Genomic DNA, 19,378 nt, shown 5'->3' with positions numbered 1-19,378 from the left:
GCTAACCCCGACGGGTGTCTGCTTCGTTGCCCCGACCGGGTGGCAGGGGACTTTCGCGCGCGAAAGTCCCTCTCAGGACGGCGGAACGGGCACGTAACGGCCGCGGAAGCGCACCAGCGGGTCGCCGGACGACGGCGCCACCGGGACGCCGACCACCTCCAGCAGGGCGAGCACGTGGTCGCCGGCCTCCACCACCCGCTCCAGCCGGCAGTCCAGGGCGACCAGCCCGCCGTCGAGCACGATCGCGTCGCTGACCGGGGCCCGGGACCACGGCACCGACTCCAGCAGGTGGCGCGCGCTGGGCCGGCCGGCGGAGGAGAACCTGCTGGCCAGGATCGCGTGCCCGGCGCCGAGCACGGTGAGCCCGCACCGGCCGACGTCCTCGAGCACCTCGCGCGGATACCCGGTGGCGGTCAGCCCGACGGCGACCAGCGGAGGGGCCGCCGACACGCTCATCACCGAGGAGACGGTGGTGCCCACGTCGTCGATGCCGTCGCGCACCGTCATCAGCGCGACGCCCGCGGCGTAGGAGCGCAGCGCGGCGGCGAACTCGCTCGGGTCGACCGGCATGGCCGCCAGTCGACCACACCAGCGAGGATGGGCCGTGTGAGCGGAGAGCGGACGTACGACGTCGTCGTGGTGGGTGCCGGTTCGACCGGCGAGAACGTGGCCGACGTCGTCGTCCGCGGTGGGCTGTCGGCGGTGCTGGTCGAGGCCGAACTGGTCGGCGGCGAGTGCTCCTACTGGGCCTGCATGCCCAGCAAGGCCCTGCTGCGCGGCAGCGAGGCGCTGTCGGCTGCCCGGGCGGTGTCCGGGGCAGCGGCCGCGGTCACCGGCGAGCAGGACGCGACCGCCACCCTCGCCCGGCGCGACTCGTTCACCTCGAACTGGTCGGACGCGAGCCAGGTCGAGTGGGTGCGCGTCGCCGGCATCGACCTGGTCCGCGGCAGCGCGCGGCTGGACGGCGAGAAGACCGTCGTCGTCACCGATGCCGACGGCGCCGAGACCCGGCTGACGGCCACGCACGCGGTCGCGCTGTGCACCGGCTCGGAGGCAGCCGTCCCGCCGGTCGCGGGTCTGCGCGACGTCGAGCCGTGGACGCCGCGGGAGGCGACCAGCGCCAAGGAGGTGCCCGGCCGGCTGATCGTCGTCGGCGGCGGCTACGTGGGCTGCGAGATGGCCACCGCCTGGAGCGCGCTCGGCTCGACCGTCACGGTGCTCGAGCGCGGCGACCGGGTGCTGGCCGGTGCCGAGCCGGTCGCCGGGGACGCGGTCACCGCGGCCCTGCGCGCGGCCGGCGTCGACGTCCGGCTGGGTACCGCGGTGCAGGCGGCCCGGCGGGAGGGCACCGAGGTCGTCGTCACCGTGGCGGCCGGCGACGGACCGGCCGAGGAGGTCCGCGGTGACCAGGTGCTCGTCGCGGCCGGCCGCCGCGCCCGCACGCACGACATCGGGCTGGAGAGCGTCGGCCTGGAGGGCGAGGGCTTCCTCGACGTCGACGACACGCTCCAGGTGCGGGGCCTGCCGTGGCTCTACGGCGTCGGCGACGTCAACGGCCGGGCGCTGCTGACCCACATGGGCAAGTACCAGGCCCGCCAGGCGGCCGCGGCCATCGTCGCCCGCGCGGAGGGCCGGGACGTCGACACGTCCGACTGGTCGCCGTTCGTGGCCACCGCGGACACCCACGCCGTGCCGTCGGTCGTCTTCACCGACCCGCAGGTCGCCAGCGTCGGGATGACCAGCGCCAAGGCGGCCGAGTCCGGCCGGCCGCACCGGGTCGTGGAGTACCCGATCGGGTCGGTGGCCGGCGCCTCGGTGCACCGCGACGGCTACGAGGGGACGGCGATCGCGGTCGTCGACACCGAGCGCGAGGTGCTGCTCGGCGTCACCTTCGTCGGCTACGACGTCGCCGAGCTGCTGCACTCCGCGGTGATCGCGGTCGCCGGCGAGGTGCCGATCGCCCGGCTGTGGCACGCCGTCCCGGCCTACCCGACGATCAGCGAGGTCTGGCTCCGGCTGCTGGAGACCTGGCGGAACGGCTGACCGTGGCGCGCATCGGGCTGGTCCTGCACCCCACCCGCGACGTCACGGCCGCGGTCTCCCAGGTGGCCGACTGGGCCCGCGACGGCGCGGCGGAGCTCGTGGCTGCGACGGGCGACGCCCGCCGGGCCGGGGTGGACGGCGTGGTGCCCGTGCCGGAGGAGGTGCTGGCCGACACCTGCGACGGGATCATCGCGATGGGTGGCGACGGCACGATCCTGGGCGCCATGCGGCTGGTCAGCGCGCGGCCGGTGCCCGTGCTCGGGGTGAACCTGGGCCACCTGGGCTTCCTCGCGGAGGTGGAGGCCCGCGAGCTGCGCACGGCACTCACCGCCATGGCGGAGGGCCGGGTGACGACGGAGTCCCGCGGGTGCCTCGTCGTCCGGCACCGCGACTGGGAGTGGCTGGCGTTCAACGACGCCGTGCTGGCGCGCGTGCCCGGGGAGGGGATGGTCAGCGCGACCCTGTCGGTGGGCGGCCAGCCTTACGGGCACCTGCGCTGCGATGCCGTCATCGTGGCGACGGCCATGGGCTCGACGGCCTACAACTACGCCGCCGGCGGCCCGGTGGTGAGCCCCGGCATCGAGGGTGTGCTGGTGACCCCGGCGGCGCCGATGTCGGGCATCTCCCGGTCGGTGCTGCTGGCGCCGAGCGAGCCGCTGCGGCTGACCATCAGCGCGGGGAACCCGGCGATGGAGTTCGACGGGGTGCTCGGCGGCCGGTTGCAGCCCGGCGACGAGGTGGAGGTCACCTACCGCGCCCGCGCCGGGCAGCTGGTGCGGATCGAGGGCTCCCGCTCCGCAGCGCGCAGCCGGGTGAAGCTCTCGCTGGTCGACCTGCCCTACCTGCCCGGTGAGCTCCTGGAGCTGCTCCCGGCCGAGCAGCGGGCCCGGCTCGCGGCCGCCCCGGACGGCGCGGACACCGACGACGCCGGCTGACCGGGTTCAGGGCAGCGGGAACGGCGCGGTCGCCGGCGCGGGCAGGTCGCCGTCCACCGTCGCGGTGACGGTCATCGACTCGAAGCGGGCGACGCCGTCGAGCAGGGTGAGGAACGCGGTGTCGGCGGCGTCGCGCCCGGAGCAGATCCGCACCAGGGCGCTGGTCGGCGCCAGCCGGGTCGCGTCGACGACGCACCAGGTCCCGTCGACGTCGGCCTCCACGACCGCGTGGAAGTCCATCGGGTCCAGTCCCGGCGCGTAGACGGCGACCAGCCGGGCCGGCACCTCCAGGGCGCGCAGCAGGGTGGCGGTCAGGTGCGCGTAGTCCCGGCACACGCCCTGGCCGAGTAGCAGGGTGTCGACGGCGGTGTCGATCGATCGGCTGGCGCCGGAGACGTAGCTCAGCCGGTCGTGGACCCACCCGGCGACGGCGCCGACCAGTTCCCCGCGCGGCAGCGTCCGGTCGAACTCGGCGGCGGCGTAGCCCTCCAGCTCGTCGGACGGGCAGTAGCGGCTCGGCCGCAGCGCCTCGGCCCACGCCGCGGGGGTGACCGGACGCGGCGGACCGGCGGGGTCGACGGCCGCGGTGTAGGCCACGGTCGTCGTCCCCTCGCGGAGCTCGACGCGGTGCACCCGGGCCTCGCCGACCGTGAACTCCTCGGTCGGCAGCGGCTCGCCGTCGCACAGCACGGTGAGCGTCTCGGTCAGCGGCGACGCGACCGCGACCTGCAGCAACGCCGTCGCGGGGCCGGTCGAGGTGACGGTCATGGTGGCGGCGACGTCGGTGGGCATGGCGGCATCCTGACCGGCCCGCGGCCCGGCCGCCGGTCGGGAACACGACCGTCCCGCAGACGTCACCTGGCGGTCACGCGCCGGGCTGGAGAGGGGGCCCGCACACGCTCGTGCTCTGCCCACGCTGCGTGGGCAGAGCACGAATGTTCGTGCTCTGCCCACAGGGGGTGGGCAGAGCACGAGGACGCGCGGACCTAGTCGCGGACCGGCGGGGTCTCTCCGGTGTCGTCGAGGACGGCGTAGAGGTGCGGCACCTCGGGCAGCCCCGCGTCGCGGCGCGGAGCGGGCACCACGGCGTCGTCGTCGTCGGCGTCCCAGCCGGCGAGCGCGTCGAACTGCGCCGTCGGCGGCAGGACCGCGGCCGCCTGAGCGGTGGGGAAGGCCAGCACGTCGGCGGTCGGCTCGTCCAGCGACGGCGCCGGGGTGTCGGCCGCGACGATGACCTCCTCGGCTGTCAGGGGCGCGTCACTGCGCACCTCCGCCGGCACGAGCTGCTCCACTGCGGCGTCCTCGCTGAGTGCGCTCGGCCCGGGCAGCGGAGCCGGCCGGCCGAACGCGTAGCCCTGGGCCATCACGCAGCCGTGCTCGCGCAGCCACTCGGCCTGGTCGAGGTCCTCGATGCCCTCGGCGATGACCTGCAGCCCCATGCCCATGCCGAGCTGGAGCAGCCCCTGCACCAGCGCCGCGGTGGCGGGCTGGGTCACCACGTCGGCGACGAACGAGCGGTCGATCTTCACCGTGTGGATGGGCAGCCGGTGCAGGGCGGTGATGGCCGAGTAGCCGGTGCCGAAGTCGTCGAGGGCGAGCGTCACGCCGTGGTCGGTGACCTCGCTGACGGCCTGCAGCGTCGCGTCGGCGGCGAACAACGCCGTCGACTCGGTGATCTCCAGCTCGAGGCGCTCCGGCGGCAGACCGGACGAGGCGAGCGCGTCGACGACGAGGTCGGTGAAGCCGGGCTCGGCGAGGTGCCGGGCGGAGATGTTCACGTGCACCCGCAGGCCGGCCGGCCAGCCGGCCGCGTCGTTGCAGGCGCGGTGCAGGACCCAGGCGCCGAGCTTGGCGGTGAGCCGGTTGTCCTCCGCGCAGGCGAGGAACGCGCCCGGCATCAGCAGGCCACGGGAGGGGTGCTCCCAGCGGATGAGCGCCTCGTACCCCAGCAGCGTCTCGTCCGAGAGGGACACGATCGGCTGGTAGAAGAGCCGCAGCTCGTCGCCGTCCAGCGCGTGCCGGAGGTCGGCCTCCAGCTGCAGCTGGTCGATCTCGTCGTCGGAGAGCACGCCGTCGTAGACCTCGATGCGGGCGCGGCTGCCGTCGGACTTGGCCCGCATGAGGGCGCCGTGCGCCTGGCGGAGGAGGTCGTCGGGGGCGACGTCGGAGCCGAGGGTGAGCCCCACGCTGGCCGAGAGCACGATCTCCCGCCCGCCGACGACGACCGGGTCGTCCAGCACCGACAGCAGGCGGTCGGCGAGGGCGCGCAGGCCGTCGAGGTCCTCGACGTCCTCGGCCAGGATCAGGAACTCGTCGCCGCCCAGCCGGACGGCGGTGTCCTCCACGCGGGTGCTCCAGCGCAGCCGGTCGGCCACCTGCATGAGCACCTGGTCGGCGGCCTCGTGCCCGAGGGCGTCGTTGACCGCCTGGAACCGGTCGAGGTCGAGGTGCACCAGCCCGACCTGGAGCCCGCGCCGCTTGGACAGCGCCAGGGCGTGGTTGAGCCGGTCGCCGAGGGCCCGGCGGTTGGGCAGCCCGGTCAGCGGGTCGGTGAAGGCCCGCCGGACGAGGTCCTCCTCGGCACGGCGGCGGTCGGTGACGTCCACGAGCGAGAGGACGACGAAGTGCGGCTCGCCGCTGCTGCGGTGCACGACCTCGTGGGTCTGCAGCACGAACAGCTCGCTGCCGTCGGCACGGCGCAGCCGCCGCTCGCCGTCGACCTGCAGCCACGGGTCCAGGGGTCCCGAGCCGTCGGCGACGGCGTCCGGGACGGGGGCCTCGTCGGGGTGGGCGAGCAGGTCCACGTGCCGGCCGACGAGGTCGTCGACCGTGCGGCCGGTCATCGCGCACAGCGCCTCGTTGACCACGAGGAAGTGGCCGTCGAGGTCGACCAGCGCCTTGGGCACCGGCGCGGTCAGGAACAGCGCGCGGAAGAGCTGGCCGCGGTCGGCGAGGAGCGTGTCGATGGCACGCAGCCGGGCGGCGGCTGGGTCGTTCCCGGAGCCCGACCGGGGCTTGGGGACGTCGTGTGCGTGCAGGGTCACCGGCTCAGGGTGCTGCACCCGTGCCGAGGAGTGACGGAACCCGTCCCCGGTATGTCGTGGTCAATCGATCACAGTGCGTGAGAAACCGAGGTGGGGGTGCCACGAGTGAGCCGTGTGACGAACGAGTTCCGGGCACGGCGGAATCCCGTCGTCCGTGCCGCCGCTGGAGGAGGCATGAGCGCACTGCCGAAGCGGATCGGGTTCCTCTCCTTCGGGCACTGGCAGCCCGTTCCGGGCTCCCAGGTGCGGACGGCCCGTGACGCGCTCGTGCAGAGCGTCGAGCTCGCCGTCGCCGCGGAGGAGCTGGGCCTGGACGGCGCCTACGTGCGGGTGCACCACTTCGCCCGGCAGCTCGCCTCGCCGTTCCCGCTGCTCACCGCGATGGCGATGCGCACCTCGCGGATCGAGCTCGGCACCGGCGTCATCGACATGCGCTACGAGAACCCGCTCTACATGGCCGAGGAGGCCGCCGCGGCCGACCTGCTCAGCGCCGGCCGGCTGCAGCTGGGCGTGAGCCGGGGATCGCCGGAGACGGCACTGCGCGGCTCGCAGACCTTCGGCTACGTGCCGCCGGACGGCACGACCGACGCCGACCTCGCCCGGGACAAGACCGCGCTGTTCCGCGCCGCGCTCGGTGGCGCCTCCGTGGCGGACGCCGATCCGCGGATGACCGGGGGCGCCCGGGCGCGGCTGCCGATCCAGCCGCAGTCGCCGGGCCTGGCCGACCGGATCTGGTGGGGGTCGGGCACCTTCGACACCGCCGTGTGGACCGCCGAGCAGGGCATGAACCTCATGAGCTCCACGCTGCTGTCGGAGGACACCGGCGTGCCGTTCGACCAGCTCCAGGCCGAGCAGATCGCCCGCTTCCGTCAGGCCTGGGCCGACGCCGGCTGGGACCGCGAGCCGCGGGTCTCGGTCAGCCGCAGCGTGCTGCCGATCGTCAGCGACACCGACCGGATGTACTTCGGCGCCGACGCCGGCGAGGACCAGGTCGGCCTGCTCGAGGGGGTGCGGGCCCGGTTCGGGAAGAGCTACACCGGCGAGCCCGACGTCCTGGCCGAGGAGCTGGCCAAGGACGCCGCGGTCCGCGATGCCGACACCCTGCTGCTCACCGTGCCGAACATGCTCGGCGTCGACTACAACGCGCACCTGCTGGAGACGATCGCCCGGCACGTCGCGCCGGCCATCGGGTGGGCGCCGCACGGCGGGCACTGACGAGCCCGGTCACTCGAAGGTGACCGTTCCGGCGGCGTCGATCAGGGCGGTGACGTCGGCGTCGTCGGTGGAGTCCTCGACGTTGACGACGGTGCACGGGATCGACAGGCCGTCGGCGGCGATGAGGACGGTGCGCTCCCCGGCGTCGCAGCTCGCGTCGACCTCGAGGCTCTCGTCGGCGAAGGCGCCCGCGAGCAGTTCCTCGACGTCGGCCAGCTGCACGTAGACGGCGTCGCTGCTGAACTCCACGTTCCCCTCGTCGTCGAGCTGGGTGAGCGTGTAGTCGTAGGTCTGGCCCTGCAGGGTGACGGTGCAGGTGGTCGTCGTCCCCTCGGCGAGGTCCACTCCGGACGGGCAGTCGACGCCGTCCGGGGCGATCCCGGTCTGCTCCTGGACCTGGGCGCTGATCTGGCCCTCCGCGTCGGCGTCGTCGAGCGTCGAGCCGCCGAACAGGAAGAAGGCCCCGGCTCCAAGCCCGCCGAGGACGACGACAGCGCCGGCGACCGAGCCGACGACCAGGCCGGTGCGCCGGCGCGGGGGAGCGGGCGGCTGGGAGCCGGGGAACGGCGCGTACTGCTGCGGCGGGCCGTAGTACGGCTGGGGCTGCTGGATCTGGGTCATGGTGTTCCTCCTGTCGGGGTGGGCAGGAACACCGTGCGCGCGGGCGCTTCGGCGCCACTTGCACGCCGCTTGCAGGGGTGGGGACCGCGCCGCGCACGAGGACCGAAAAGCGGTCGGCGGACGGCGGCGGGCGCTGCTACGACACGACCATGCACCTCACCTCCGAACGACGCCTCGACGACGACGTCCTCGAGCGCGGCTTCACCCTCGGCGACGTCCCCGGCCTCCTGTGGACGTCGGCATCGGCCTCCGCCGAGGCGCCGCTGGTCCTGCTCGGCCACCCCGGCGGGCTCGACCGGATGTACCCGCGGATCGCGGCCCGGGCACGGGACACCGTGGCAGCGGGGTTCGCCGCGGCCACCCTCGAGCTGCCCGGGAGCGGGGACCGGCCCCGCATCCCGGCCGTGGAGGAGGCCCGCGCGGAGCTCCGGCGGGCGGTGACGGCCGGGGAGCCCGTCGGGGACGACGTCGTCGACCGGCTCGTGCTCCCGCTGGTCGACCGCGCGGTCCCCGAGTGGCGGGCCGCACTGGACGCCCTCCTCCCGCTCCCCGGGATCGGCGGCCCGGTCGGCTTCGCGGGCGGGGTGACGGCCGTCGGCGTCCGGCTGGCTGCGGTCGAGCCGCGCATCGCCGCCGCCCTGCTCTTCGCCGGGAGCTACGTGCCCCGCGCCTCGTTCGACGAGGCCCGGCGGGTCACCGTCCCGCTGCTGGTCCTCCTGCAGTGGGACGACGAGGGCAACGACCGGCAGATGGCGCTGGACCTCTTCGACGCGCTCGGGTCGGCGGAGAAGACGCTGCACGCCAATACGGGCGGGCACACCGGCATCCCGCACTTCGAGGGCGACGCCGGCAACCGGTTCTTCGCCCGGCACCTGCGGTGAGGGTCAGGCCTGCCGGGCGCGGAACGCGGCCACGTTCATCCGGTTGCCGCAGGAGGTGTCGCAGTAGCGCCGGGAGCGGTTGCGCGACAGGTCGACGTAGACGTCCGCGCAGTCGTCGGCCTCGCAGGTCCGCAGCCGATCGAGCTCCTGCTGCCGGACGACGTCGACGAAGGCCATCGCCGCCTCCACCAGCATCCGGTCGGCGAGCGGGGCGTCCGACGGCGTCGCGTGCAGGTGGTAGTCGAAGCCGTCGTGCTTGACCAGCTGGGGCAGGGCCCGGGCGTCGCGCAGCATCGCGTTGACCCGGTCGACGAGAGCGTCCTCGTCCAGCTGCCAGAGCTCGCGCAGCCGGGGGCGCAGCGCCCGCACCTCGTCGAGCTCGGCGACGTCGCCGGTGAGCCGGCCGGTCCACCGCCACCGCTCGACGAACCCGGCGAGATCGGCCGTCGTCGTCAGCTCGTCGCCGTCGGCCTGGTCGGTGTTCACCAGGGACGCGGCCGCCGCCAGCGCGAGCTCGGTGTCATGTGCGAACACCATTTTGACTCCTTACTCCGCTGCCCCTACGGTGACGACCTGTAAGGAGCATAGGCCAGTACACCCCTGACGGGAGCGTCGCGATGCAGCAGCGAGCAGGCGGGGTGGGTCTGGGGCTGGCCCTGATCTCGGCCGCCACGTTCGGTACCTCGGGCGCCTTCGCCGGCAGTCTGCTCGAGGCGGGATGGACGCCGGGCGCGGCGGTGACGGTGCGCGTCGTCGTCGCCGCCCTGGTGCTGACCCCCGTGGCGCTGGTCCTGCTCCGCGGTCAGCTCGGCCGGCTGCGGCGTGACGCGGGCACCGTGACCGTGTACGGCATCGCCGCCGTCGCCGGCGCGCAGCTCTGCTACTTCAACGCGGTCCAGCACCTCTCGGTCGCCGTCGCGCTGCTGCTCGAGTACTCCGGTGCGCTGCTGGTCATCGGCTGGCTCTGGCTGCGGCACGGCCAGCGGCCGCGGGCGCTGACCGTGGCCGGGGCCGCGGTGGCAGTGGGCGGCCTCGCGCTGGTCCTGGACCTGTTCAGCGGCGCGGACCTCGACCCGATCGGCGTGCTGTGGGGCCTCGGCGCCGCGGTGGGGCTGGCGACGTACTTCGTGCTCTCCGCCGGGAAGGACGACGCGCTGCCACCGCTCGTCGTCGCCTGGGGCGGGCTGACCGTCGGTGGTGCGGTGCTGGCCGCCGCCGGAGCGCTCGGGGTGCTGCCGCTCGCCGCGCCGCGCGTCGACGTCGTCCTGCTCGACCGGGAGGTCAGCTGGCTGGTCCCGGTCGTCGGGCTGTCGCTGGTCGCAGCCGTCGTCGCCTACGTCACCGGCGTCATCGGTGCCCGGCTGCTCGGCGCGAAGATCGCCTCCTTCGTGGGTCTGACCGAGGTGCTGTTCGCGGTGCTCTTCGCCTGGCTGCTGCTCGGCCAGGAGCTCACGGTCTGGCAGCTCGTCGGAGGCCTGTTCGTGCTCGGCGGCATCGGCCTGGTCCAGCTCGACGAGCTGCGGTCGCCGGGCCCGGAGATCCCGGTCGCCGTCGTGCCCGAGACGGCCGTCGCGGGCGGAGCCGACCGCTCGCGCAGCTGAACAGGTCCGCCCCGCGCTGCTGTAGGACAGGAGCGTGACGACCCCCACGTCCGGTAGCCGGGCCGACGTCCGACTCATCGACGCACACACCCACACGCAGCCGTCCGCGGCGGCGACGCGGGCCTTCGTCGGCGGCCTCGGCATGCCGGTGGAGCGCGACGGGACGCCGGACGACGTCGTGGCGAGCATGGACGGGGCCGGCATCGCGTGGTCCCTGATCGTCTCGGTCGTCTTCGCGCAGGACGCCGTCGACGCCGCGGTGACCGCGGGCGCCGACCGTGAGGCGGCCACGGCCGACGTGCTGGCGGCCTGGCACGAGCAGAACTCCTGGGCGGCCGGCGCGGCGGCGGCGAGGCCGGACCGGCTGAAGGCCGTCGTGGGCGTGGACCCGGTCCTGATGACCGATGCCGAGGTCGAGCGAGAGGTCCGCACCCAGCTCGCCGCGGGTGCGAGCGGCATCAAGGTGGCGCCGATGTTCCTGCGCCGGCGGCCGGACGACGAGCGCATGGACGTCGTCTGGCGGCTGGCCGTCGAGCTCGACGTCCCGGTGCTGTCGGAGAGCGGCGCGGTCGCCCCCGGGGAGGCGTTCGGGCACCCGCGGCACTTCGCCGAGGTCGTGCGGAGCCATCCGGCGCTGCGGCTCCAGATCGCCCACCTCGGCTGGGGCGCCGAGGACGACACCGCCGCGATCGTCCGGCTGTCCGAGAACGTCGTCACCGACACCGCGATGCGCCTGGGGGGCATGGGGGAACCCCTCGACGGCGAGGCGGTGGCGGCCACGATCCGTCGCATCGGCGTCGACCGGGTGGTGTTCGGCACCAACTACCCGATGATCGACCAGGCGGCCCACGCCCGGGCCCTGCGGGACCTCCCGCTCACCGACGACGAGCTGCGCCGGGTCGGGTACGCGAACGCGGCCCGCTTCTGGGACCGCGCCGGCTGACCGGTGCGCCGGTCAGGCCGCGGCGCCGGTCAGGCCGAGGCGGGAGCGGGACGCGGCCGGACCGGCTCGGCCAGCCGCTGCTCGTCGCACACCCGCTGGAGAGCGGCGAGCGTCGCGTCGAGCCCCGGCCCCCGCCGCGGGCCGGGGGAGAAGGTGGCGGGCAGGTGCTTCATCCCGTTGATGACGCCGACCGTGTCGTAGTGCACCGCCTCGGCCGGGTCGCAGGAGTAGTCGGGCATGCGTTCCAGGACGGCGGTGAGCATCGTCTTGAACGCCATCCGGGCGACGTTCGACCCGATGCAGCGGTGGATCCCCAGCCCGAAGCTGGTGTGCCGGTTGCCCGTGCGGTCCAGGTCGACGCGGTCGGGCTCGGGGAACACCGCGGGGTCGCGGTTGGACATCGCCCACGACAGCCACAGCCGGTCGCCCTCGCGGAAGTCGGTGCCCATCACGGTGCAGTCGGCGCGGAAGGTGCGGGCGATGCCGGGGGCGGGGGTGAAGAAGCGCAGGAACTCCTCTGTCGCCGGGTCCAGCAGCGTGTCCTGCTCGCGAGCCAGCCGCGCGCGCTCTCCGGGGTTCTCCGCCAGCCACTCGAGGCTGTGTGCGGTCAGCGCCGTCGTCGTGTCGAAACCCCCGCCGATCAGCAGCATCAGCACCATCGCCAGGTCGGTGTCCGGCGGGACCTCGCCGCCGATCGTGGCGCGGACCAGCGCGTCGACGAGGCCGGGCCGGGGGTCCGCCCGCACGTCCTGCACGGCTGCGTACAGCCGGCCGAAGACCTCGGCGTTCTGCTCCATGACGCGCGCCATGTCCGGTGAGTCGGGCGGGGTGTAGACGACGGCGTGGGTGGGCTCGCAGTAGACGGTCCAGTCGGCGAGCGGCAGGCCCATCATGGCCAGCGTGAACACCGCGGGCACGATGTTGGCGAGGTCGTCGACGAAGTCGATCCGCCCCGACTCGATCCGCTCGTCGAGGGCGGCGTGGGTCAGCTCGACGACGAACGGCCGCCACCGCTCGACCGCGGCGGGGGAGAGGTAGGGGTTCAGGACGTTGCGGTAGTACCGCTGTTCCGGCGGGTCCATCTCCTGGAACACGGCCCGCATCGAGCCGCCGCTGGGGATGGTGATGCCCTGGTAGCGGGGGCCGCCGCGCTCGCCGTGCACGTCGTGGTCACTGGACAGGTACTCCGAGGAGCGGACCAGCTCGAAGACCTCGCGGTTGCCCGAGGCCACCCAGTGCCCGCCGTAGGTGTCGGTCCAGGCGATCGGGCACCGCTCCTGCATCTCCCGCCGGACGGCGTCGAACCGCAGCCGGTAGTCGGGCGTGTGCCGGTCGAAGAGGTAGCGCTTCCCCGCCGTGCGGTCCGCGTCGGTCACGTGTCGCCCCCTGGTGCGTCGTCCCGGGGACCGACCCTAGGGTGCGCACGCACCCGGATGAGACCCCGATCACGTCTCACGGCTCCCCGGGTCGGGACGAGAGGACCGGCGCATGGCGACCAGATGGGGTCACACCAAACGGATCGTGGCCGACGTGGCAGCCGCCGAGCGCTTCTACGCGGCCCTCGGGTTCACCACGACGAACCGCATCGTCGCGGGCGAGGGGGACGACCGGGGCCACCAGGAGCAGACGTACATGTCGACCACGGGCGAACAGCGGTCGCACCAGCTGGTCCTGTGCCGGTTCCTCGCCTATCCGCCGCCGCGGCCCGTGTACCCGGGGGAGAGCTGGATCTGCATCGGCGTCCCCGACGTGGAGGAGGCCTGCGAGGCGGTGCTCCGGCACGGCGGCAGCGTGTTCCAGGCCGGGCAGGACACCGAGCACGGCGTGCGGGCCGCAGTCGTCGCCGATGTCGACGGACACTTCGTCGAGCTCGTCGGTCCCCTGCGCGGCGACTGAGCGTCCGGTGGCGCGCCCGGCAGGACTCGAACCTGCGGCCAAGTGCTTAGAGGCTGTCCGGGGCCCAGCGCTGTGCGATTCCACGTCCTTGGAGGTCGGTGGCCTGCGCGTTTGAGCGTGCCGCCCACAGTTATCTGGCCACTGCCTATCGGCCAAAACGCCCTCAGCGGCCTCAGGATGAGCCGAAGCGCGGGTCTGGGGCAAGGTGCACCAGTCGGTGGGCCGGGATGTGAGTGGCCCGAGGAATCCGGACGTGGGCTCAGCGGTACTGCCGAGCCTGGGCGTTGAGAACACGTTCCCGCCACTCCTCCCCGAGCGGGACGACCTCGACCTCCACGTCCATGGAGCGCAGTGCCCCCGCGTACCAGGACCGCCCCAAGAACGGCCGGGCAGCCTCCTCGTCGCTCAGACACAGCACCTTTCGGTGAGCTCCTGGCAACTGGGACGCGACGTACACGAGCTTCAGCGCGTCCGCCAGCACCTTGTTCCGTTGCGCCGGCTTCGTTGGCCCCTGATGCGCCCACGCCTCAACCAGCACGGCCGGGCTGGTGCTGACACCGTCGACCGCTACGCGGGACCCGTCCGGCAGGTACAAGCGCGTCGGCGCCAACGCCAACCCGAGTCGCTCGCCCAACGCCGCGAGCATCACTGCCTCGGCGCCTTGCTGCTCGGACGAGTCTCCCGGCGGCACGGGCAGCGCCTCGGACTCCACGGCCGGCCTCTCTTGCGAGCTGTGGCGCACGGACGCGCTATCCGGTTGCAAGAGACCTCGCGTCGGCGAGCGGTTCACCAGCATGGCGCGGGCCTTCTCCCGCAGGGCCTCGCTCGGTAGTTCCGCTAGCAGGACCGGGTTCTCCGCTCCTGCCGCGATCATCGCCCGGCCGATCTGAGAAGCGTGCCGGGCGTCGTGCCCCGGTCGATAGTTGGATCGTCGTCCGACCTGCTCCCCACACCCGCACCGGCAGCTGGCAACCAACGGCTGTTCGCGGAACGGTGCCGGACCAGGATCTGTGACGGTGACACGGACCGTGCCCTGCGGCGGCAGTTGGCCCCGGGACGCGGACGGGTTCAGCATCGCCCGGGCCTGCGCCCGCAGCGCCTCGCTCGGCAGCTCGGCCAGCAGGCCCGGGTCTTCGGCCCCCGCCTCGACCATGGCGCGGCCGACCTGGCCAACGTGCCGACCGTCGTGCCCTGGTCGGTACAGGGCCCCCCGTCCGACCTGATCCCCACACCCACACCGGCAGCCGGCCACCAACGGCTGTTCGCGGAACGCCGCCGAACCTGCCTCTGTGAAGTCGACACCGGCAGGGTTGTCTGCTTCGTGGGGACGCCCAAACCACCTCATGTGCCTAGTTTCCAGGTGGAGGCGCCGTTTGGGGGTTGGCGCACGTCTCTTCGCTCGGGGTCGCGGTTCAGGTGCCTCGGCTCGGCGGATCGCTCGCCTTCGAATCCAAGGCGGCGGCCACATATGTCGATTCGCACGGGTGTGGCTGCTCAATTGCCTGTGCGCGGCCATCCCGGCCCGGGAGCGGGTGGTCACCTGCGAGCAGGTGTTCGAGCTGCAGTTGGCGGTGCCGGTAGTGGCCTCTTCACTGCTCAAGCGTCTTGTCGTCGCAGGCGATGTTGTCGAGGGTCAACCTCTCGAGAGAGATACGGGTGACGAGCACCGCTGAACCCGTCGCTGAAGATGGCCGACAGCGTGACGTCACCTGCTTGTCAGGATCAGGCTGGCGCCCGGCGACAGGGGCCTGACACCTGCCTGCACCCTGGCGGATGCGATCGGCAAGATGGCCCACCAGATCGGCCACTACGGCTGTCGAGCGAGACTTCGTCCTGAGCCGCTGCAGTCGCAACCGCCAGAGCAGCCAGCGGCAGATGAGGATGCTAGGTTCCGCTGCCCGTGGGAACGAGCCGTCCGCCGATTCCGTCCCCACGGTGGTTGCTTGACGCCACGTTCCGTCGTGCTGGTGATCATTCGCGGCGGCATGCAAGGTGCTCCGCCCCGATGCGGAGGCGACCCGGTCGGGACGCGCGACGACGCCCCGACTTGGTGGTCGGGGCGTCGTCAGAGGGCTGCTGGTGCGAATGCTCGGCGCCGAGCATCGTCCGGAACTACAGGCCGCGGATCTCGCGCCAGCGTGCTGCGACGGTCTCGGTGATGGACCAGTCGACCTCCTCGCGAACGTCATTCCAGGTCGCGGTCATGGGCCACGCCTCGATGCCGTAGTGCTTGGCCAGATGGCTGTTCATGCGGGTCGTCGCGTGCTTGAACGCGCTGTAGGCCAGGCCGGCGGCCTCGGCGAGCTCGGCGGTGCCGTACGTGCGGGACGAGTCGACGGCGAGGACGTCGAGCGCGGCGACGAACCGCTGGACGCTGACGGCCTCGGACGCGGCGAAAGTCGTGAGGCGCTCCGTAGTCCACTGTAGGTCGGACAGGGCGGCGTTGCTCGTGGAGGGCAGCGCGCTGGTGTCTGCGTCCGTGTCCTGATCGGTGCTGGTGTGCGCGGGGACCGTGCCCGGGTTGGCACGGGGGAGGAGGTTCAGGTTGTCGCCCCGAAGACTGGCGGCGTACTCGGCGACCGCGTGGGCGTGTGCGAGCGGGACTGGCATGAGAACGATCGGGCCGTGCTGCGGATCGTTGAGGGTGAACATGAAGCGTCTCCTTGTAACTCGACTATGCTGGGTGGACTCGAAGGTCCACTGTTGAGAACACTACAGGAGTCCTGCAGTACGTCAAGAGGTTGCGCTGGAAAGACCTGCGACGTTGCCAAATCGCCGGCAAGTCGCAGTCGACGGGCGTGTGGACAGCTCGTTCGACCGGCGCCCTCGTAAGACCGGCTCCACGACAGGACTCCTCCAGTGCACGGGACTGTTCGGGGTGCGGCCGGGGGTGCGGTGGTCCGAATTCATGCGGCATCGCGTCGTTCGGCCGGGCCCGGGACTGCCCGCCGACGCCGCTGGACGGTGATCGCACCCGCCCCGGTCTGCTCGCCTTGAGGCTCTCAGGGGCGTAGCCCGGGCACTGCCGTCCCGTGCGTCCCCAGCGACAGGTCGGGGAGGCAGGTTCGTGTGGGGGAGGGGTCGACCTGCCTAGAGCCGCGCCTGACGTAGGGGGCTGGGCCCTCAGAGTGGACGGTGTGTCGACGCCGCCAGCCAGGGTGGCGTCGCCGTGGCTTCCGGACGTCGGTGTCGCCGCAGGTACGCGCGGCGATCGCCGCCCTCGAGTGGAAGCGCAAGTGGGGCATCCCACACGCACACGCGGCTGGCCCAGAGCCCACCTGAACGGGCCTGCCCCCAGTTGATTCGGTTCGGTAGGGGCGATCCGGCCGCGTGAGCGGTCCGGGTCAGTGTTTCCAACTCGATGGGCCGTGCGGCCAATGGCGCCTTGTCGCCGGGGACGATGACGCGAGCCTCGAAGTTCTGGCGGAGGTCCTTACCGCGGTCGAACGGGAACGCCGGCTTCAGGGCTGGGCGCTGCCGCGCAGCTACTACCGGGTCGCCATCATTCACGCCCGCCAGGTCAGTCCGGCCGCGGCGTGGAGGTGTCTGAGCGGTCTGCGCGGGCCACCCCACCGGGCACCGGCGGGGCGGTGCAGGCACGGCTTGACGCGGCCCAAGAGCGACTCGCCCGGTCACCTGGCGCTTGCTCAGCGACCGGTCGAACGCTCGAGCCACCGCTGATGAATTCCGGTCCACTCCGCACTGCGCTGGCCGGGATGCACCAGAGGGAGCACCTCAACGTCGTTGCGGAGCGCACTGGCGTGATGCCGCCGACCGTAGGTCCCGTCCGGGGTCAGTCGCTCCGGTAGGTCGCCGTCGAGCAGCTGCGCGGCGACGGCCAGCGCCTCGTTGCCGAGGGTGATCAGCAGCGGCGCCGCAGCGTCCCGGATCTCCGCGATGAGCCGGTCGCCCTCCTCGGCGACCGCGCGCCGGATCAGCTCCTTCGTCGATGGCCGGTCCGGCAGGTGATGCGCGGGGAGTCCGTGGGCGCGGGCGAACGGGTCGTACCGGGTGGACATCGCCTCGCCCTGGCTGCCCGGCGCCCGGTGTACGTGGAAGAAGGGCAGAGCGTCGGTGGTCCATACCCGCGCGGGGTCCAAGCCGAGCGGAGTCAGGACCCGGTCGATGACGGCGCGTCCGGAGGAGCCGTTGAGCCGGCCGACCGGCGTGGCGGTGCCCCACTCATTCCGCCAGCCGACCGCCTGCCGCCACGCTTCCACCAGTTTCGCCTCGTCCTCGCCGGCCCAGAACGGCCACGGCTCCTCGGAGACGGCGAGAGCCGCGATGCTCGCCTCGGGATGCCCCCACCGGATGTGCAGGGCGGAGGGGTACACGCCGAGCACGAGCGCCTGCGGGTTGTGGACCCGGCGCGGCTCACATCTGCCGGAGGGCTGACCGAAAGGAAAGGTGCCTGTCAGCGGTTGCACACCGAGCGGTGTACCGCATTCAGCGCTCAGGGGAGTTGTCGAGCTGGTGAAAGGCCTCCAAGCTGTTGACCCCATCCGTGGCATGCGCGTTGACCGGCGCTCCCGCGTCTGGGGGCTGCGGCAATCGAGGCGCTGGCCCGATACCGCGGCCGAAAGTTATCCGGTCACTGAGCGCTGTGCGCGGCAATAGCGGCATGGCGAAAGACCATGGAACCGCCAGGTGGAACGCCCGCAGCTTCGCCGCAGCTGCTTGGCGCGCTTGGAGGACATGCCTCTCTTCTTCGCAGGTGAGAGCCTTGTGAAGCGCGCCCGGCAGGACTCGAACCTGCGGCCAAGTGCTTAGAAGCTGTCCGGGGCCGAACGCTGTGCTGCTCGACGGCCCTGCAGGTCACTGACCTGCGCGTTCGAGCATACTCCCCACAGTTATCTGGTCACTGCCTGTCGGCCGAAAAGCCGTCAGCGGCCTCAGGATGAGCCGAAGCGTGGGTCTGGGGTAATTGGGCCGGACCATGCTCAGCCGTCGAGGCGTTAGCGTGCCGCTTGGGTCGCTTGACCGGGCACCCTCGCAGCCTGCGAGATCGAGAGCGCCGTCCAACAGCGGTCAAGGGTCCCTGACGGCGGTCTATGGGACACCGTTGTCAGTCGCCGTGGTGGGCAACGCTGGGACACCGGCCAGGAAGACAACGCTAGCGATCTGCCCGGAGTGCTGGATGTCCGACCCGCTCCTTCGGTATCCCCAGGCGCACCGCTTGACCTTCATCAGTGAGGCCGGTGGTCGCGGTGTGGGCGCGCCGTCCAGGGGGCGTCGACGTAACGAAATGGGGGTCAGCCTCAGTCGAGGCGTCGGCGCAGCCAGATCGCGCGCTGGTCCGGCCTGGCGCGGACCATACCGTTTCGGGGCCTACTGTAGGTCCGCGGTGACCGCAACCAAGTCCGACGCTGGCGGCGGTGTGGGCCGGCTCCGTCGCTCAGGCTCGGACGTCCCTGGCCCCAATCAGCGCGGTGAGCTGCGCGTCGCGAGAGCTGGTGTCCAAGCCTGCCGAGTGGGGCCTGGCATCAGCGCCACGGTGAGCCCTTCAGCGTTGCTGGACGTTCTGGATTGCCCAGATGGTCTAGCAGCCCGCGGTTCACCGCCTACGCTCTGGGACCCGGTAATACAAAGGCAGGACCTTGCCATCCCATGTCGAGGGTCAACGAGGCGCCGTCGCGCCATGCTCTTGATCGACTCCAGCGTCGCGCTGGGGAGGTTCGCCCACCCTGTCCCGCAGCGCGGCCGTCCGGCTAGTTGTCCCGGTCGGGTAGGTCGTCCCGAGCCTCTCGAGCGCGTCGGCTTCCAGGGCCGGGACCGCCACGTGGCTGATCATCGGGTGGATTGGCCGGCTGTCCCCCTCGCCTGCGCCGAACAGGTCCTCGTGCAGCTTCTCTCCCGGGCGCAGGCCGGTCACCTTGATGGCGATCGGCCGGTCCTCGAGGCCGATGAGGTGTGCGGCGACGTCGCCGATCCGCACGGGCGTCCCCATGTCGAGGACCAGAGCCTCCCCGCCCCGGCCGATGGCGCCGGCCTGGATCACCAGCTGGACCGCCTCGGGGATGGTCATGAAGTAGCGGGTGACCTCGGGGTCGGTGATGGTCACCGGCCCACCGCGGGCGATCTGCGCCGCGAAGGTCTCGAGGACGGAGCCACGGCTGCCCAGGACGTTGCCGAACCGGACGGAGAGGAACCGGCCCGCGGTGCGCTGGGCGTACGTCGCCGTCAGCTGCTCGGCCATCCG

The 19,378-nt window shown here is 72.7% G+C and carries 18 protein-coding genes; 8 read left to right on the top strand and 10 right to left on the bottom strand.

Annotated elements, in window-relative coordinates:
• Positions 1 to 72: 72 nt before the first annotated feature.
• A complete protein-coding gene (locus N555_RS0109730; protein WP_029431297.1) occupies positions 73 to 570 on the bottom strand; it encodes a flavin reductase family protein in 498 nt (165 codons plus the stop codon).
• Positions 571 to 606: 36 nt separating this feature from the next.
• On the opposite strand from N555_RS0109730, the gene N555_RS0109725 reads away from it, so the two are divergent.
• Both N555_RS0109725 and N555_RS0109720 read left to right on the top strand, forming a co-directional pair.
• Positions 607 to 2,043 (top strand): dihydrolipoyl dehydrogenase family protein, encoded by a 1,437-nt coding sequence (locus tag N555_RS0109725; RefSeq protein WP_231502684.1) that lies wholly within the window; start codon positions 607 to 609, stop codon positions 2,041 to 2,043.
• A gap of 2 nt (positions 2,044 to 2,045) precedes the next feature.
• Entirely contained in the window at positions 2,046 to 2,978 is a 933-nt protein-coding gene (locus tag N555_RS0109720) for an NAD(+)/NADH kinase (protein ID WP_197028954.1), read from the top strand.
• Between the two features lie 6 nt (positions 2,979 to 2,984).
• Here the strand turns inward: N555_RS0109720 and N555_RS0109715 are convergent, their stop codons facing one another.
• Positions 2,985 to 3,770 (bottom strand): transglutaminase-like domain-containing protein, encoded by a 786-nt coding sequence (locus tag N555_RS0109715; RefSeq protein WP_029431294.1) that lies wholly within the window; start codon positions 3,768 to 3,770, stop codon positions 2,985 to 2,987.
• 194 nt (positions 3,771 to 3,964) lie between these two features.
• Positions 3,965 to 6,022: a putative bifunctional diguanylate cyclase/phosphodiesterase gene (locus N555_RS0109710; RefSeq protein ID WP_231502683.1), complete on the bottom strand. Its 2,058-nt coding sequence runs from the start codon at positions 6,020 to 6,022 to the stop codon at positions 3,965 to 3,967.
• 174 nt (positions 6,023 to 6,196) lie between these two features.
• Between N555_RS0109710 and N555_RS0109705 the strand changes: the two genes are divergently transcribed.
• Positions 6,197 to 7,237 carry an LLM class flavin-dependent oxidoreductase gene (locus N555_RS0109705; RefSeq protein WP_029431292.1) on the top strand — a complete coding sequence of 347 codons (1,041 nt, stop codon included), beginning with the start codon at positions 6,197 to 6,199 and terminating at the stop codon, positions 7,235 to 7,237.
• Positions 7,238 to 7,246: 9 nt separating this feature from the next.
• Here the strand turns inward: N555_RS0109705 and N555_RS28260 are convergent, their stop codons facing one another.
• Positions 7,247 to 7,858: a DUF4333 domain-containing protein gene (locus tag N555_RS28260; protein ID WP_034509692.1), complete on the bottom strand. Its 612-nt coding sequence runs from the start codon at positions 7,856 to 7,858 to the stop codon at positions 7,247 to 7,249.
• Between the two features lie 149 nt (positions 7,859 to 8,007).
• On the opposite strand from N555_RS28260, the gene N555_RS0109695 reads away from it, so the two are divergent.
• Positions 8,008 to 8,739, top strand: a complete 732-nt coding sequence (locus tag N555_RS0109695; RefSeq protein WP_029431290.1) for a dienelactone hydrolase family protein — start codon at positions 8,008 to 8,010, stop codon at positions 8,737 to 8,739.
• A gap of 3 nt (positions 8,740 to 8,742) precedes the next feature.
• On the opposite strand, the gene N555_RS0109690 is transcribed toward N555_RS0109695, so the two are convergent.
• A complete protein-coding gene (locus N555_RS0109690; RefSeq protein WP_029431289.1) occupies positions 8,743 to 9,276 on the bottom strand; it encodes a CGNR zinc finger domain-containing protein in 534 nt (177 codons plus the stop codon).
• Between the two features lie 80 nt (positions 9,277 to 9,356).
• On the opposite strand from N555_RS0109690, the gene N555_RS0109685 reads away from it, so the two are divergent.
• Both N555_RS0109685 and N555_RS25815 read left to right on the top strand, forming a co-directional pair.
• Positions 9,357 to 10,340 (top strand): EamA family transporter, encoded by a 984-nt coding sequence (locus N555_RS0109685; RefSeq protein WP_051683916.1) that lies wholly within the window; start codon positions 9,357 to 9,359, stop codon positions 10,338 to 10,340.
• A gap of 34 nt (positions 10,341 to 10,374) precedes the next feature.
• A complete protein-coding gene (locus N555_RS25815; protein ID WP_034509689.1) occupies positions 10,375 to 11,283 on the top strand; it encodes an amidohydrolase family protein in 909 nt (302 codons plus the stop codon).
• 29 nt (positions 11,284 to 11,312) lie between these two features.
• Here the strand turns inward: N555_RS25815 and N555_RS0109675 are convergent, their stop codons facing one another.
• Positions 11,313 to 12,659 (bottom strand): cytochrome P450, encoded by a 1,347-nt coding sequence (locus N555_RS0109675; protein ID WP_029431287.1) that lies wholly within the window; start codon positions 12,657 to 12,659, stop codon positions 11,313 to 11,315.
• Positions 12,660 to 12,771: 112 nt separating this feature from the next.
• Between N555_RS0109675 and N555_RS0109670 the strand changes: the two genes are divergently transcribed.
• A complete protein-coding gene (locus N555_RS0109670; protein ID WP_029431286.1) occupies positions 12,772 to 13,179 on the top strand; it encodes a VOC family protein in 408 nt (135 codons plus the stop codon).
• 259 nt (positions 13,180 to 13,438) lie between these two features.
• Here N555_RS0109670 and N555_RS26760 read toward each other — a convergent pair whose 3' ends face one another.
• Positions 13,439 to 14,332: a hypothetical protein gene (locus N555_RS26760; protein ID WP_051683915.1), complete on the bottom strand. Its 894-nt coding sequence runs from the start codon at positions 14,330 to 14,332 to the stop codon at positions 13,439 to 13,441.
• Between the two features lie 331 nt (positions 14,333 to 14,663).
• Between N555_RS26760 and N555_RS0109660 the strand changes: the two genes are divergently transcribed.
• A complete protein-coding gene (locus N555_RS0109660) occupies positions 14,664 to 14,852 on the top strand; it encodes a hypothetical protein (RefSeq protein WP_029431284.1) in 189 nt (62 codons plus the stop codon).
• A 439-nt stretch (positions 14,853 to 15,291) separates the two neighbouring features.
• Here the strand turns inward: N555_RS0109660 and N555_RS0109655 are convergent, their stop codons facing one another.
• The 3 genes from N555_RS0109655 to N555_RS28955 all read right to left on the bottom strand — a co-directional run.
• Positions 15,292 to 15,831 (bottom strand): hypothetical protein, encoded by a 540-nt coding sequence (locus tag N555_RS0109655; protein ID WP_029431283.1) that lies wholly within the window; start codon positions 15,829 to 15,831, stop codon positions 15,292 to 15,294.
• A 995-nt stretch (positions 15,832 to 16,826) separates the two neighbouring features.
• The gene (locus N555_RS0109650; protein ID WP_156036302.1) at positions 16,827 to 17,513 is read right to left on the bottom strand and encodes a hypothetical protein; all 687 of its coding nucleotides are present in this window, start codon (positions 17,511 to 17,513) and stop codon (positions 16,827 to 16,829) included.
• A gap of 1,283 nt (positions 17,514 to 18,796) precedes the next feature.
• A partial coding sequence (locus N555_RS28955; protein WP_029431281.1) for a polysaccharide biosynthesis protein occupies positions 18,797 to 19,378 on the bottom strand: 582 nt, incomplete at its 5' end.

The sequence above is a fragment of the Blastococcus sp. URHD0036 genome (assembly GCF_000701365.1).
Classification (GTDB): Bacteria; Actinomycetota; Actinomycetes; order Mycobacteriales; family Geodermatophilaceae; genus Trujillonella.
Note: the sequence above shows the minus strand (reverse complement) of the source record. Positions and strands in the feature narration are given on the sequence as shown.